At 44.7% G+C, this 14,559-nt stretch carries 12 protein-coding genes; 6 read left to right on the top strand and 6 right to left on the bottom strand.

The features are described from left to right. Positions 1-9: 9 nt before the first annotated feature. From ABY436_RS07780 to ABY436_RS07770, 3 genes are all read right to left on the bottom strand, one after another. On the bottom strand, positions 10-1,326 hold the full coding sequence (locus ABY436_RS07780) for a DEAD/DEAH box helicase (RefSeq protein WP_372738414.1): 1,317 nt from the start codon (positions 1,324-1,326) through the stop codon (positions 10-12). A 128-nt stretch (positions 1,327-1,454) separates the two neighbouring features. Then, complete coding sequence (locus ABY436_RS07775; RefSeq protein WP_090729029.1) at positions 1,455-1,859, bottom strand: DUF4332 domain-containing protein; 405 nt, start codon at positions 1,857-1,859, stop codon at positions 1,455-1,457. 156 nt (positions 1,860-2,015) lie between these two features. Then, positions 2,016-2,672: a 2OG-Fe(II) oxygenase gene (locus ABY436_RS07770; RefSeq protein WP_372738413.1), complete on the bottom strand. Its 657-nt coding sequence runs from the start codon at positions 2,670-2,672 to the stop codon at positions 2,016-2,018. Positions 2,673-2,763: 91 nt separating this feature from the next. Between ABY436_RS07770 and ABY436_RS07765 the strand changes: the two genes are divergently transcribed. Next, positions 2,764-3,282, top strand: a complete 519-nt coding sequence (locus ABY436_RS07765) for an NlpC/P60 family protein (RefSeq protein ID WP_372738412.1) — start codon at positions 2,764-2,766, stop codon at positions 3,280-3,282. Between the two features lie 211 nt (positions 3,283-3,493). Here ABY436_RS07765 and ABY436_RS07760 read toward each other — a convergent pair whose 3' ends face one another. Continuing rightward, the gene (locus ABY436_RS07760; RefSeq protein ID WP_372738411.1) at positions 3,494-3,826 is read right to left on the bottom strand and encodes a hypothetical protein; all 333 of its coding nucleotides are present in this window, start codon (positions 3,824-3,826) and stop codon (positions 3,494-3,496) included. Between the two features lie 173 nt (positions 3,827-3,999). Here ABY436_RS07760 and ABY436_RS07755 point away from each other — a divergent pair, with 173 nt between their 5' ends. Then, complete coding sequence (locus ABY436_RS07755) at positions 4,000-4,962, top strand: ABC transporter substrate-binding protein (RefSeq protein WP_372738410.1); 963 nt, start codon at positions 4,000-4,002, stop codon at positions 4,960-4,962. Beyond that, entirely contained in the window at positions 4,959-7,754 is a 2,796-nt protein-coding gene (locus ABY436_RS07750) for an EAL domain-containing protein (RefSeq protein WP_372738409.1), read from the top strand. Before ABY436_RS07755 ends, ABY436_RS07750 begins: the two co-directional genes overlap by 4 nt. Positions 7,755-7,824: 70 nt before the next feature. Here the strand turns inward: ABY436_RS07750 and ABY436_RS07745 are convergent, their stop codons facing one another. Continuing rightward, positions 7,825-9,174 (bottom strand): DUF1329 domain-containing protein, encoded by a 1,350-nt coding sequence (locus ABY436_RS07745; RefSeq protein ID WP_372738408.1) that lies wholly within the window; start codon positions 9,172-9,174, stop codon positions 7,825-7,827. Between the two features lie 28 nt (positions 9,175-9,202). Beyond that, a complete protein-coding gene (locus ABY436_RS07740) occupies positions 9,203-10,996 on the bottom strand; it encodes a DUF1302 domain-containing protein (protein ID WP_372738407.1) in 1,794 nt (597 codons plus the stop codon). A gap of 349 nt (positions 10,997-11,345) precedes the next feature. Here ABY436_RS07740 and ABY436_RS07735 point away from each other — a divergent pair, with 349 nt between their 5' ends. From ABY436_RS07735 to ABY436_RS07725, 3 genes are all read left to right on the top strand, one after another. Further along, complete coding sequence (locus tag ABY436_RS07735) at positions 11,346-12,404, top strand: AraC family transcriptional regulator ligand-binding domain-containing protein (RefSeq protein WP_372738406.1); 1,059 nt, start codon at positions 11,346-11,348, stop codon at positions 12,402-12,404. A gap of 192 nt (positions 12,405-12,596) precedes the next feature. Continuing rightward, positions 12,597-14,390 carry an acyl-CoA dehydrogenase gene (locus ABY436_RS07730; protein ID WP_372738405.1) on the top strand — a complete coding sequence of 598 codons (1,794 nt, stop codon included), beginning with the start codon at positions 12,597-12,599 and terminating at the stop codon, positions 14,388-14,390. Between the two features lie 13 nt (positions 14,391-14,403). Beyond that, the coding region (locus ABY436_RS07725) for an FAD-binding protein (protein WP_372738432.1) at positions 14,404-14,559 on the top strand (156 nt) is incomplete at its 3' end.

The raw sequence follows: 14,559 nt of genomic DNA, 5'->3' as shown, positions 1-14,559 counted from the left end.
TATATAAGACTACTTTCTTTTTAAAGGCGCAAATCCATCCAGAACAGCACGGTTTTTTTGTTCGCCCGAACGAGGTGCTGGTTTCTTCTTATCCGTTTTAGACTTGGGTTTAGCTTGAGCTGCTTTTTTATCAAGTTTTTTCTTTTTGGTTCCTGCTGCTTTACCCGATGCTTTTAGTTTTTTTGGTCCGGTATAGCTACCCTCTAAACCTTTTATAACTCGCTTTTCAAATTGAGTTTTAAGGTAGCGCTCAATGCTGGACATCAGATTCCATTCGGTCGGACCTATCAGTGAGATAGCAACGCCTTGTTCGCCAGCTCTGCCGGTTCTGCCAACCCGGTGTGTGTGATCATCACCGCTGCGGGACATCTCAACATTGATAACCAGGTCGATACCTTTGACATCAATCCCTCTGGCGACAACATCGGTCGCTACCAGTACGTTGATCTTTCCACTGGCCAGCAGCCCCATTGCATGATTACGTTGTTCTTGTGTCAGATTGCCATGAATCACACCGGCTCGTATGTCGTGGTATCGCAAGTAACCATTGAGACGCGTAGCATTGATGATGGTGTTGGTGAACACAATGGCTTTATCAAACGTATCGTTTTTCAGTAGCCAGACCAGTTGCTTGTCTTTCAGCGATGCGTCGTTAGAGAGAATGACCTGCTGACGGATGCTGGAGTGTACTTCTCTGTGGCTGCTTAGCTTGATCGAAACGGGATCTTTCAAAGAGGTTGTGATGACAGAACGCATGCCCGTATGAGCTAATGTTGCTGAGAAAAGCATCGTCTGGCGGTTTTCCGGGCAGGTGTTGCAGATACGCTCGACATCTTCCTGAAAACCCATGTCCAGCATTCGATCGGCTTCATCCAGAATTAAGAATTCGATATCATCTAAACTTATCGTTTTTCTGTCCAGGTGATCAATGAGGCGTCCGGGTGTTGCTACCAGTATTTCAGGATTTTTTCTGAGTCTGGCTGCTTGTGGTTTGAATGTCTCACCACCACATACGGTATCGGCTTTCATAAAATTGAACTGCGACAGGTCAGTAATGTGATTCATGACCTGCTGTGCTAGTTCCCGGGTGGGTGTGAGAATCAAGGCACGCGCGCCACTTTGCGGCGTGGGATTGTCCAGCATGGCATTTAATATAGGTAAGGCAAAGGCTGCTGTCTTGCCGCTGCCTGTTTCGGCGGTTACTAATAGATCCTTGCCAGCCATAGCCGCAGGTATCGTGGCTTTTTGTACTTCAGTTGGCGTTGAAAAGGACAGTGCGTCGAGTGCTTTTAGCAAACGCGTATCAAGTGAAAAATCTGTGAACACCGTGTGCTACTCTCTGAAAATTTGTTATCAGAGTCCATCTTACCAGAAATGCTTATTACAGGAGAGCATAATAGTAAAAACGGCAAGTGAGATCACTTGCCGCTTGAGGCTTTTCAGAATAAATTTTCTTAGTAGTGAATGGCGCGTGGTAGCGCTTTAGCCTGCTTGACCCACTCTTCTACCTGAGATGCGGCTGGCATTTTTTCTACCAATTTCTGCTCACTGTTGCACTCATCCATTTTCGCATGCAGGTTTGCACCGTTGCGCTGAGCCAGTTCTGGTACAGTATCAACGCCTGCCAGTTCCAGCAGATCCGCATAGAGTGTGCTGACGCCTTTAATGCGTGCCAAATCTGCACGGTTCAACCAGCCAAGAATCTCTTTCTCATCAATTCCTGTTTTTGCGGCAACTTCTTTGCGTCCTTTTTTATCACCGCAAGCAGTCAGGAAGCTTTCCTGGGTCGTTGCTCCGGCGACTTTCAGTTTTTCTGCAGAGGTTTCGTTAATGCCTTTGATATCAGTCAGTTTAGCCATGCTTCGGTTTCCTCAGTTTTATATAACCAGTCCATGAGTCATTGTAAGTGTACTACCTGAACAGCAGCGTAACACCCACACTGTACAAAGATATTATTCCAGATTTTCATAATATGATAAGCCATTAAAACCTATCCGCTTATTTAACCCGCCTACTTAAAGAGGAGGGTCAGCTCTGTTCACGGATGAGTTATTAACTCTGAACCATCCGGCAATGCTATATCGGTCTCTGAAGGTTTTTTTTACTTCATGAGGGAACTCATCACTTAAAAATACAACCAGGGTCCCGGCTTCCGGTTTGACTTGTAGAAGCTTTTGGTCCGCAAGGTCATAGATAACAAGGTCACCACCGTCAGTGTCGCCCCATTGTTCATTTAAATAGAATACGGTTGTGAGTATACGGTTCGTCTCTCCTTTAAATGCATCAAGGTGTTTTTTATAGAAAGCACCGGATGGGTAATGGGCAAAATTTGCCTCGTAATCAAAAAGACCCATGAATAACCGCTTATTCATAGCAACACGTAATGCTTCCATTTCGCACAGGTAGGCCGCTTCAACAGGGTTGGTTGCATCAATCCATCTGATTTGATCGGTTCGAACGACACGGTTAAGTTGGTGTTGGTTTTCCCGTCCGATCCCTGCCCGTTTGAATTGTGCTTCGTAATTAATAGCGGTAGTCAGCAGTTCATCAATCAGATCAGTAGGTAATGCATCTTTTAATATGATATGGCCTTGCCGGGAAAGCGAGGTGGCTATTAGGTTTAACGTGTCTTCTGTTATTGTCGGGCTATACTGAAATGACGGAGTACTCAATTATGCGAATTTCCTATGCGAACTTCTTTGGCGTGAGTAGGTAATACGCTAAGAGTAATGTAATTAGCTAAAGTGTAGTTAGTGATTAATCATGAATCTAAAAAATGTTAAGGGGAAACCCCTTTTGTATCTGAGAGGCTTGGGAGTCAGCATCATTTTAAATACGATGCTGGTGGGGTGCGCAAGCCAGAAACCCTACACTCACTCTCCTGATGAGATGGCTTACATGCCTGTAAAAAGTCAGTTGCAAGCGCATTATTCCCGCTGGAATGGAACGCCCTATAAGTTTGGGGGGAATTCACAGCGGGGAATCGATTGCTCTGCTTTTGTTGCGCGGACCTATCGGGAGGTGTTTGATGTCTATCTACCCAGAACAACTAAGGGGCAGGCAAATATAGGAGAGGAGGTCTCTCGTCATTCTGTACGGCCTGGCGATCTGGTATTGTTTAAAACTGGTTTTAAAGATAGGCATGTAGGTATTTACGTGGGTAATCAAACGTTTATGCACGCATCATCGAGTAAAGGTGTGACGAAATCCCGGTTGGATAACCCTTACTGGGTAGATAAGTACTGGAAAACTATTCGGCCAGCAGATCTGTTATTAAATTAAACTGATCAAAAAGTGATCAGGTGTTTTGCGCCTGTGTTTTATATCGTCCCTATTAAAGGACTCATAGGTTATTCACAGCTTGGGGCTCCTTTTATACAGAGAAACTGTCTATAAGTTTTTTAGCAACGTTGTGAGGATCGCGCAGCTTGCAAAAAAGAGGGCTATCAGCCCCCTATATGCGTTCTTGCTATGAAAAATCCAAAGGATATTCCTAAGTGCGGGTTGCCGGGTCTTTTGCAGTTTGAGTACTGGCCTTTTTAATAGCGGTTTTTGAATCAGACGTCGTGCTCTTTTTACTTTCTTTCGTAGTTTTTACTTCAGTAGAATCTTTTATTGAGGATTGTGGTTTAGCTCTGCAGTGGCCTTTTACATTGGCCCCATCTGAACGTTTATATCCTGTTACCCAATAGCATGAGTTATTCTGGTTGCAGGCCGTGTCTGTTTGTCCTTTGCAGGCGGATGCAGCGAATGTTTGGGATCCTGTTAGCAGGGTGAAAGTGATGACGAGTGTACGAATAAAAAACTGAGGCGTAAGTGTAGGCATTTTTTATTTCCCTATAAAAATGATGTGATTGCGAATTCCTTCCGCACGAGCATTAAAATCTATAGTAAATGAATATAAGCTGAACAAATGTGTAAATTATCTGTTCTTTTAGAAGGGTGGCTTTTTCTATTACTGCTACACTTATGTGTAATCGAAAAGACTATGGATAGTTTATGTTCTCTCTGTTTTATAAGCCTGTTTTCCTGCTGTTAATCGTAATTTTTTCATTACCAGGGTGTACAAGTGAGCAACCAGGCACATTGAAAGTTGGCACCAATGTCTGGCCAGGTTACGAGCCTCTGTATTTAGCGCGTGCATCGGATCTCTGGGAGCCAGGACGTATTAGTATCATTGAATACAATTCGGCCAGTGAGGTGCTGAGAGCGTTTAGAAATGACTCATTAGACGTAGCGGCGCTCACATTGGATGAAGCTATCTCATTAATTGCAGATAGGCCGGATACACGCATTTTTATGGGGATAGATTTTTCGGCAGGAGCTGATGTTGTCATCGTTCAGCCAGATATTGAAGTTGCCGGAGAATTGAGAGGTAAATCAGTTGGGGTTGAGAGTACGGCGGTAGGAGCATATATACTGGCGCGATTTTTGGAGGTCAACCAGTTAGTACTATCAGATATCAATATTGTTTTTATGGCAGTTGATCGTCATGCACAGGCATTTTCTCAACGTGAGGTAGATGCTGTCGTTACCTTTGAACCTGTAAAAACGCAGTTGTTGAAGCAAGGCGGGCGCACGTTGTTTTCGAGTAACGATATTCCCGGTGAGGTGCTTGATGTATTGGTAACGAGACAGGATGTTATTCAAAAAAAAGCTAAGCAACTCCAGGCATTAACGGCGGGGTGGTTTCAAAGCCTTACGATTATAAAAGAGCATAGAGAGGTCGCACTGTTAAAAATGGCGCCTCGGATGGGTATCTCTTCCCAAGAGCTGGATATTGCGATGCAGGGATTGAAATTATTGGACAGTGAAGATAATCAGCACTTACTGAGAGCTGAGAACGCGACCATCAATGAAACTGCGATAAAAATAGAAAGATTGATGCTATCAAATGGACTGCTGGCAAAACCTGTCTTTAATGAGGGCTACATCAATAGCCAATTTGTTGATAAAAAATGATGGCATTACCTCAGATATCATTACGTCGTAGCATTCTGCTTTTCATCATCACTCTCTCATGTGCACTGGTGTCGTTTAATCATTTTGTATTAGGTCCGCAGCTTAAGTCGGTAATGCAGGAAGACGCCTATAAGGATATTGTTGCGATGATTGACAGGATTCAGGGAAGTGTCGAATACATGCTCAGAAATAATGATATCAGTGGGATAAGACGTGAAATTGCGGCGAATAGTGTACATGAGGAAATTAAGTACCTGGTTTTTTTTGATGAGTCTCTGCATGTGGTGGCATCATCGAAACAAGTTTTTGTGGGACAAAATTTTTCAGACTTACCGCTACATCTGGAAGTAAATATCATGGAGGAAGTACTTTCGAAAAAGAAACATATTGTTTTTGAAAGTCTGGCTGAAGAGGACACCTTATATGCTCTCGCTCCTATTAATATTCTGGGAAATCAGGGGTTAAGAGATAGTCGTTGGGGGGCATTAGTCTTGGAAGTTGACTTAGGTATTCGTCAAAATCCTCTGTTACATCAAATAGATCGTTTTTTTTGGCAGGCCTCTTTTTTAGTCGCATTACTTGGTCTGTTGTTTTGGTTTGGTTTTCGAAAAACAATTAATAGTCGGTTGGGTACGATTATCAGTGCCGCAAAAAAAATAGCTGAGGGAGAGTTTGCTACTCGAATAGGCCTTTTGGGAAAAGATGAACTCGCAGAAATTGCCGGTGCAATGGATGTGATGGCCGCAAGGATAGAGGAAGATCACAAAGAGCTGGTTAGTCGGCATATACAGTTGGAAAGTATTTTGCGAAATATTCCATCCATGGTCTATATCAAAAATACGGATGGCCAATATTTAATGGCAAATCAACGTTTTATAGAAACTTTTCCGCGCATTGATATCGCCACTGGCCAAACGGTGTACGATATTTTGCCGAATGATGAAGCTGAACGATTCACGCGTTATGATGCCAAAGTGTTGAAAACAGAAGCAGCAATAAGTAAACGTGTGTTTTTTACGGTTAATAGTAAAGAACATCATTTTTTTATGGTGAAATTCCCTTTATTTGATAGCACTAACCTTGCTTATGCTATCTGTACTATCGCCACCGATTTGTCAGAGCAGGAGCAAGCTGAAAACCTTCTGAATATTTCAAACAGCATCTTTGAAAATACGATCGAAACTATTGTGATAACGGATGAAAAGCGCCGTATTATCGATGTAAATCAATCCTTTTTGAAAATGACAGGATACGCAAAAGAAGAGGCTTACGGTAAAGATCTTCGTTTTATTGGGGTGCGGGAATCCACTGCTGTTCATCAGGATATATGGAACTCTTTGTTTGATCTTGGCCATTGGGCAGGCGAGTTGATTAGTCAAAGTAAAAATGGTCATGAGTATTACGAACGGATTTCTATTAACTCAATTGTTAACCAGGAAAATAAAATTACTGGGTATGTCGCTATCTCACAGGATATCTCTTTGGAGAAAGAAAGCAGTGAAAACCTTCTCCGCCTGGCGTTTAGGGATGCATTAACGGGCTTACACAACCGCGAATCATTTAAGAATAACTTAGCTTCTGCTACTGCGCATGCGCAGAGAAGTGGAGAGTCCTTAGGTGTGCTGTTTATTGATCTGGATTTTTTTAAAGAGGTAAATGATTCACAAGGTCATGGGTTTGGGGATCGACTGCTGGTTATGGTGTCTGAGCGCTTGCTGCAACGTACCCGCGTTGTTGATGTTGTGAGTCGCCTGGGAGGCGATGAATTTACTATTCTGGTCACAGGTTCTGTGACGGATGCTGGTTTGGCTGTTTTGGCCAGCCAGATTATTAAGTCGTTAAGCCATCCTTATTATATTGATAATAACGAGGTTATCATCGGGGCCAGTATAGGCATTGCTATTTTTCCAAGAGATGGCAGTGATGTAGAGTTGTTAGTTAAGCATGCAGATGCTGCCATGTACCACGCGAAGGAGCTTGGTCGTGGGCGCTTTTCATTTTTTGATTTTAGTATCAATGAAAAAAATCAGCGATTAATTAAGGTTAAACAAGCATTACGCTCAGCCATTGAATCTTCGGAATACCGGTTAGTTTATCAGCCTAAAGTGAATCCGCATCAATGCGTAGTGACAGGCTATGAAGCACTGTTACGGTGGGAAAGTCAGGAGCTTGGTATGGTTTCTCCTGCTGAGTTTATCCCCATAGCTGAGGAATCGGGTGAGATTGAGAAGATTACTGATTGGGTAATCAGACGCGTGGCCATGGATAAGCAGTATTCTGCTAACCTTCGGCAGGCTAATGTTGCGATTAATATTTCGGCGAAGCAGTTTAAAAGTGATAGTTGGGTTAATACGTTACGCATTATGCATGACTCTTCTGAACTGGATGTCGCTTCAATAACAGTCGAAATAACAGAAACGGCACTGATCGACTCTTTTGAGGTGACTTTAGAGCAACTGTTAACTGTCAGGGGGCTGGGTGCTACGATTGCAATCGATGATTTCGGAACCGGCTATTCATCATTGAGTTATTTGAAAAAAATGCCAATTGATTATGTGAAGATTGATCGCAGTTTTGTACAGGATATCGGCATTGACCCTGATGATCAGGCGATAGTACAAACTGTCATTGCTATGTCTCATGCATTGGATATTAAAGTGGTTGCAGAAGGCGCTGAGTCTGCAGAGCAAATAGACTTCCTGAAATCTAAAGAGTGTGATGAGATTCAGGGGTACTATTATTCCAGGCCAATAGAGTTAGAGGAGCTGGATAGCTTTTTATTGCAGGTATAAAAGCCCTGATTGATTCAGGGCTTTTGATGTTGTCTAACGTGTTGCCTTAAGAGGGAGTCTAAGAGGTTGCTTATTTACCTAAACGCCGGATAGCCTGCGGGGTAAAGTCGTTGTGTTTAAAGCGCTGTGTGAAATCAAAACCTAAACCTTCTTCGTTGGTGAGGCTTCCTGCAAGATAGCGACCTGACTGCAGGTCATACAGCATTTCAGCGACGGTCCATGGAACATCTACATCGCGATACTGAAACTCATGCTCCTCACCGACACGCCAAAGCTCACCACGCCCATCGTAGTGATCAACAATGGCTGCCTGCCAGCTATCTTCATCGATATAGAAAGTACGTTTTGCATAGATATGGCGAGCGCCTTCTTTCAGCGTAGCTTCAACTTTCCATACACGGTGCAATTCATAACGAGTCAGTTCAGGATTCAGATGCCCGGCTTGTAAGATATCATCATATTTCAGGCCTCGGTCAGCCAGTTTGAAGCTGTTATAAGGAATATAAAGTTCTTGTTTACCAACAAGGTTCCAGTTGTAACGGTCAGGTGCGCCATTAAACATATCCAGGTTGTCGGTAGTGCGCTGTCCATCTGTTGCAGTACCTGGTGCGTCGTAGGCTATCTGAGGCGCTCGTCGAACGCGACGTTGTCCGGCATTGTAGGTCCATGCCTGACGCGGCTGGGTAATCTGATTCATGGTCTCATGAACCAGCAGAACATTACCGGTTAGGCGCGCAGGGGCTTCTACTTTTTGTACAAAATAAAAGAGGATGTTGTCATCAGTTTTAGGATCATACGCATCAGCAAGATAGGTCGGCCATGCCATTTTTTCATTGATTCTTACAGCAGTAAACGCGCCATTGGCTTGTACAGGAACCTGTACAAAAGTTCTCTCTAGCGAGCCACCACGAAAACGTGTCATATGATTCCAGATGACTTCTAAGCCGTTTGCAGGAATAGGGAAGGGAATGGCCTCAACCGAACCAGTAATCCCGTTACCGTCTTCAATTAACGTTGAGTTGGTGGCGTTTTGTGCAATAGTTTCATACAACTTCTGTGGCAGAGCCGCTGAGCGATGTGTGGGATAAACATGCATCTTAAATGTATCCGCGTACTTTGCCAGCATGGCTAGTTGCCCGGGAGATAGCTGGGCTTTGTATTGATCAGCGTTTTGAGCGGTGATAGTAAATAGCGGCTCTTCGCTGGCATAGGGATTGGTATATCTGTCTGCTGAAGAACTTAATCCACCCGTCCAGGCAGGAATAGTGCCTGCAGCGTTACCTGCTTTTTCTGCACCAATCGGGGTTAAATCCTGTCCTAAGCGGGCCGCTTCCTGTGCGGACACGCCTGCCTGTACTATGCCGCTGATCGAGAGAGCCAGTGCCGATGTGATCAGCAGTGTCTTTGGGTACGATGTCATTTGATTACTCCATATTCACGCTGATTTATTAAAAGGATACTGAAGTGCTGAGCGAGATAAAATCGCGGTCTGCTAGTTCGTTGTAATTACCGCCAAAGAAGTTAGTGTAAGAGATCTGCGCACTGTAACGCTCCAGATAGTCGGCTTGCAGGCTTAGATTCAAAGACTTTTGTCCTTCGCTGAATGCAGCACCAGGTTGCGGTCCATACCCGCTAACACCATGTTTGAAGCTGACTTGTGGTGTCAGGTTTACACCGGCGAATGCATTCGGGTAACTTAAAGATGCACGAGCTACATATCCGAATGAATCTTGTGTAACAAAGCCATCATCGTCACTCGGACTGTAGCCAAACACGCCACTACGGCCATACTTTAGAGCAGACGTGCTTTCGTCAAAGTCATGAATATGTGTCCAACCCAGTTCGCCAATGAGTGCCAGGCGGCTGGCTCCCAAGACGTTGTTAACTGTTTTAATCAGGGTTGTTTGCGCTTGGGTAACATTAAAAGCCGTATACCCCTGGATATCAGTGCCTAACCCGGCAGCACCAATTGGCACAACACTGCCATTGGCCGGATTTCCGGGAGCTGTCCCTAATGTCAGCATGGAGGCTACCAACATAGGACCATTTAGCTGAATAGGCATGTCGCGCTTATGGCTGATTTCACCGGACCATGCCAGCTCACCAATATTGGTGTTCCAGCTTACACCCAGCATTTTTATATCCTCAGGATATTCAACAAAATATTCTGATGCGAAGGGGTTAGTAGGGTCGGGCGTTTTGACGCCACTAATAATGGGTAAGCGGCTATGGTACTTAGCAAAGAATACCCCGAACTCAGTGTTATTCAGGTCTTCGGCTAAATAACGTAATGCAAACCCGAATTGTCCTGAGTCATTGGCATCACGTTTACCATCGGCATTGCGGTTTACAACGTTTGCAGTAAGGAAGTTGTAATAAGTGCTGTCGGCAACACCATTGAGTACCCCTGCATCTACACGAATACCATTGCAGCCTTCTGCTGCGAAATCGTTTGCTGAAAAGTAAGTTCCGCAACCATCTTCCACGGTAGGCTCCCAGCTAAGCTGGTAGTAGGCTTCTAAGCTTAGGTTGTTGGTTACCCCTAAAGAGGCAAACGCCATATTAACAGGCAATAAACCTTCCTTTATTTCAGATCCCGGACGGCGGAATGCGCTGACATCAAATGGATTAACGACATTAATACCACCTTGTATAAAGGTGCTTTCACCCCAGTTAACTACCTGTCTCCCCAGACGTACATCAAGTGGCATGTTGCCCAGATCGAAGTATCCGTAGACATAGGCATCTAAAATCTCAGCCCCGGAAAATTTAGCATAGTCATTAAAACTATCATCATTAAGCTGATCATTAGCAGCATAGCCATTTTCGGTATGACCGTGGGCGCGCGATCCATTTTCTAACTCGAAGTCGGACCAGTATTTTCCCCGTACAAAAGCCCCCACATTTTCATAGCTCAAAGTGAGCTCATGTATGCCTTTAAACACTTTGGAGAAGGTTTCTCCTTTGTCAAAGTTTTGAGTGCCGTCGTCAAAACTGCCTGAACCTAAACCTGTGCCGCCATTGGGTTCCGCTATCAGGCTCGGGTCAGCATCTTTTACTCTCCAACTGGCTCCTAAGGATAACTGCGAGTCAAAACGACCTTCGACTTCACCGAGTTGGAACTCAACAGCATTAGCCTGACCTGCAAGGGTGGCTGCTAATAAAGCGGGTAGTATTTTTCGATTGAATAGTCGGGGGTGCAGCAGAGTGCTATTCGTCGCTCTGATGGTATTTATTGGCATTTGGATCACCTTGCATTGTTATTTTTTTAGCAGCGGCTTATATGCTAAGTCTCATATATCAGTATGGATGCATTATTTGTAAATGCGAGTGCTACTCAATTATTAGAAATAGCTGTTTTTATCATTTAACGTATAGAGCTTCTGGTTGAGCTCCTTGTTACATCAGGCAGCACTTCGACAAGTGTTGCCTCGCTTAGAATCATCTACACTGTAAGTCGTTACAACAATAACAATTCACGCCAGATTGACTGACAAAAGAAGGCATGAGTTAAATTGACAGTGCTTCTTAGTATCTAAAAACAGTGACAAAAACGATAAAAATAAACGACGGGTTATTCATGGGGGGATCATGGAGCGTAAAATTACGGTGCCTAATGGCTATGTCAAACATCTGCTCAAGCATGCTGAGTCGCAGGGTTATCAGATCAGTAGCTTGCTGGAACATGTGGGTATCAGTAGTGATGAGATTGAAGACCAGACGGAATTTCCCGCACAGAAATTCTGGCAGTTATATCAGCGCATTATCTGGATAACGCAAGATGAGTCGTTTGGCATGATCAGTGGCGGAAAAGTGCCTAACGGAACATTCAGAATGATGTGTCATGCTATTTTGCATTGTAAAACATTGGAGCGTGTAATGTGGCGTTGCAGTGATTTTTATGAAATCTGCAGAGGTTCACGCATTAAACCGGTGCTCTTACGTCGGGGTCGATATGCCAAAATATCTTTTGCGCCGACTCAGGAGCTGAATGATAAAGAATTTCAGATGCTTCTGGAAAATGAACCACCCCACAGTATTCGTACCTCATTATCAGTATGGCAGCATTTCACCAGTTGGTTGATTGGTACACGGCTTGAAATAAAAGCAGCATATTTTACCTTTCCTGAACCAGAGGATGCTGATTACTATCGTACCCTTTTTCGTTCAGAGATTAGGTTTAATCAGCATGATAATGCGCTGGTCTTTCCCGCTCGTTTTTTGGACTATCCGGTCATACAAACGGAAGAAACTTTAAAGGGATTCCTGAAAACAGCACCTTTTCAGCTGCATGTGATGGTCGATGATGATAAGAGTCTTAAGTCCCAGGTGATTGCCATGATTGGTAAAGATTTTAGCCGTGACTTGCCCGGTGCGGATGAAGTGGCACGGGTGTTACATATGTCGGTTTCTACGCTACGCCGCCGTTTGTTGGATGAGGGAAGCTCTTATCAGGTCATTAAAGATGATTGCCGAAAAGCAGCTGCTATGAATTATATGAACTCACCACAACTTTCGATTAATGATGTGGCGGGTCTGATGGGATTTGATGAACCGTCTGCTTTTTTCAGATCATTTAAAAAATGGACGGGGATGACACCCGGTGAATATCGTCGTAGTGAAGAGTATTGTCATCAATTTGAAAAATAACCGGAGGTTATTTGGCTATGTTATATGACGATTTTGTATAAATTTGCCCGCGTTGTTATCTGTTGTTGATCTATTTTGTCAAAAGAATCGGCTGGAATTGTCATTGTTGATTTTCAGCCAGTGAGTGATCATTTCTGTATCAAAAAATAAAACTGATCCTGTTAGCCAGGCAGGGTCGCAGGAGTGATCAGCATGAGCGAGTACCATTTTCCGCGTAGAGATGCACAATTTGTATTAAATCATGTTGTGGGTTTTTCTCGTATTTGTAGCAGCCTCAAGCAAGATGAATTAGACAGCGGGCTAACGGATGCCATCCTGGATGAAGCGGCCAGGTTTGCACATCAGGTATTGGCACCGCTTAATCAGATCGGGGATCAGCAAGGCGCAACCATCACTCAGTTGGGAGTGCAGGAAACGCCTGGCTTTAAAGATGCCTATCATCAATTTACCGAGAGCGGTTGGGCATCGTTAGCCGGGGAGCCTGAATTTGGCGGGCAGGGCCTGCCACGCACGTTATCCACAGTCGTTATGGAAATCTGGCAGTCGGCTAATATGTCCTTTTCACTTTGCTCTTTACTCACTCAGGGAGCAATCGAAGCAGTAACTGTGCATGCATCCGACGAGCTTAAATCGATATTTCTGCAAAACATGGTGAGCGGTGAGTGGACCGCGACGATGAACCTGACAGAGCCCGATGCGGGCTCTGATCTGGCGGCTATTCAAACCAAAGCAGTACCTGAAGCCGATCATTATCGTATTAGCGGACAGAAGATTTTTATTACCTGGGGTGATCATCAGATGACCGATAATATCGTGCACCTGGTCTTGGCTCGGTTACCCGATGCACCTGCGGGTGTGCGTGGAATATCTTTGTTTATTGTGCCTAAATTTATCGTTAATATTGATGGCTCGCCCGGTAGGCGTAACGATGCCAGGGCGATGTCTATCGAGCATAAATTGGGCATTCACGGCAGCCCGACATGCACTATGAGTTACGGTGAGAACGAAGGGGCTATTGGTTATTTGGTGGGAGAGCCTAATGCGGGCTTAGCTTGCATGTTTACGATGATGAATGATGCCCGGCAGGGTGTCGGGTTGCAGGGGGTGGCGATTTCAGAGAGAGCTTATCAGCACGCATTACGCTATGCCAAAGAACGAATCCAGGGGACTGGTGTTGTGAATGGGGGGCGTGACAGCCCGGTTCGAAAAGACGGCAGGGTAGCTATCATTCAGCATCCTGATGTGCGACGCATGTTAATGTTAATGAGATCAGGGTCAGAGGCGATGCGTGCACTGGCCTACGTGGCGGCGTCCGAAGCCGATAAGTTGAAAGCGGCGTCTGAGCAGATTAAACCGGTTCATCAAGCTCGTCTGGATCTGTATACACCGGTTGTGAAAGGGTGGATGACAGAGTTGGCGCAGGAGTTGACTTCGTTGGGCGTACAGATCCAAGGTGGGATGGGGTATATCGAGGAAACCGGGGCTGCTCAGTTTTTCCGGGATGCGCGTATTCTTCCTATCTATGAAGGAACGACCGGAATTCAGGGGCTGGATCTGGTCGGACGTAAAATTCTGATGAATAAAGGCGAGTCGGTCAATGCACTGCTGAATGAAATAGCTGATGAATTTACAACCCTCAGCGTAAGTGAGGAATTAGCGTTGGTATTAAAAACAGCTATTGATGCTGAACAGCAAGTGCGTGATGGGGTAGACTGGCTGTTGAATCATAAAGATGAAGCCTCTGCCGTTGGGGTGAATTTGATGATGTCGCTCGGGTATTTGTGTGGTGCCTGGTTAATGCTGCGCAGTGCCGCAAAGGCATTGACGCTTAGCGTTGATGAGGGCGAGGATCATGAATTCCTGACCGCTAAGCAAGTGAGTGCGCGTTTTTATGGTGAGCATTTTTTGCCGCGTGTAGCAATGCATCTGCAAACAATGAAAACAGGAAGTGCTGCCATCATGGCACTTGATGTAGAACAGTTCTGAGGAGAATAAGAAGATGTCAGAACGTGAGTCAATGGAATTTGATGTCGTCATCGTAGGTGCCGGGCCAGCGGGATTATCTGCTGCGTGCCGCTTTATGCAGATGGCCAATGAACAAGAACAGGAATTAACCGTCTGTGTGGTCGAAAAAGGTTCTGAGGTCGGTGCACAT

It is taken from the genome of Neptunomonas sp., assembly GCF_041601355.1.
GTDB lineage: Bacteria > Pseudomonadota > Gammaproteobacteria > Pseudomonadales > Balneatricaceae > Neptunomonas.
Note: the sequence above shows the minus strand (reverse complement) of the source record. Positions and strands in the feature narration are given on the sequence as shown.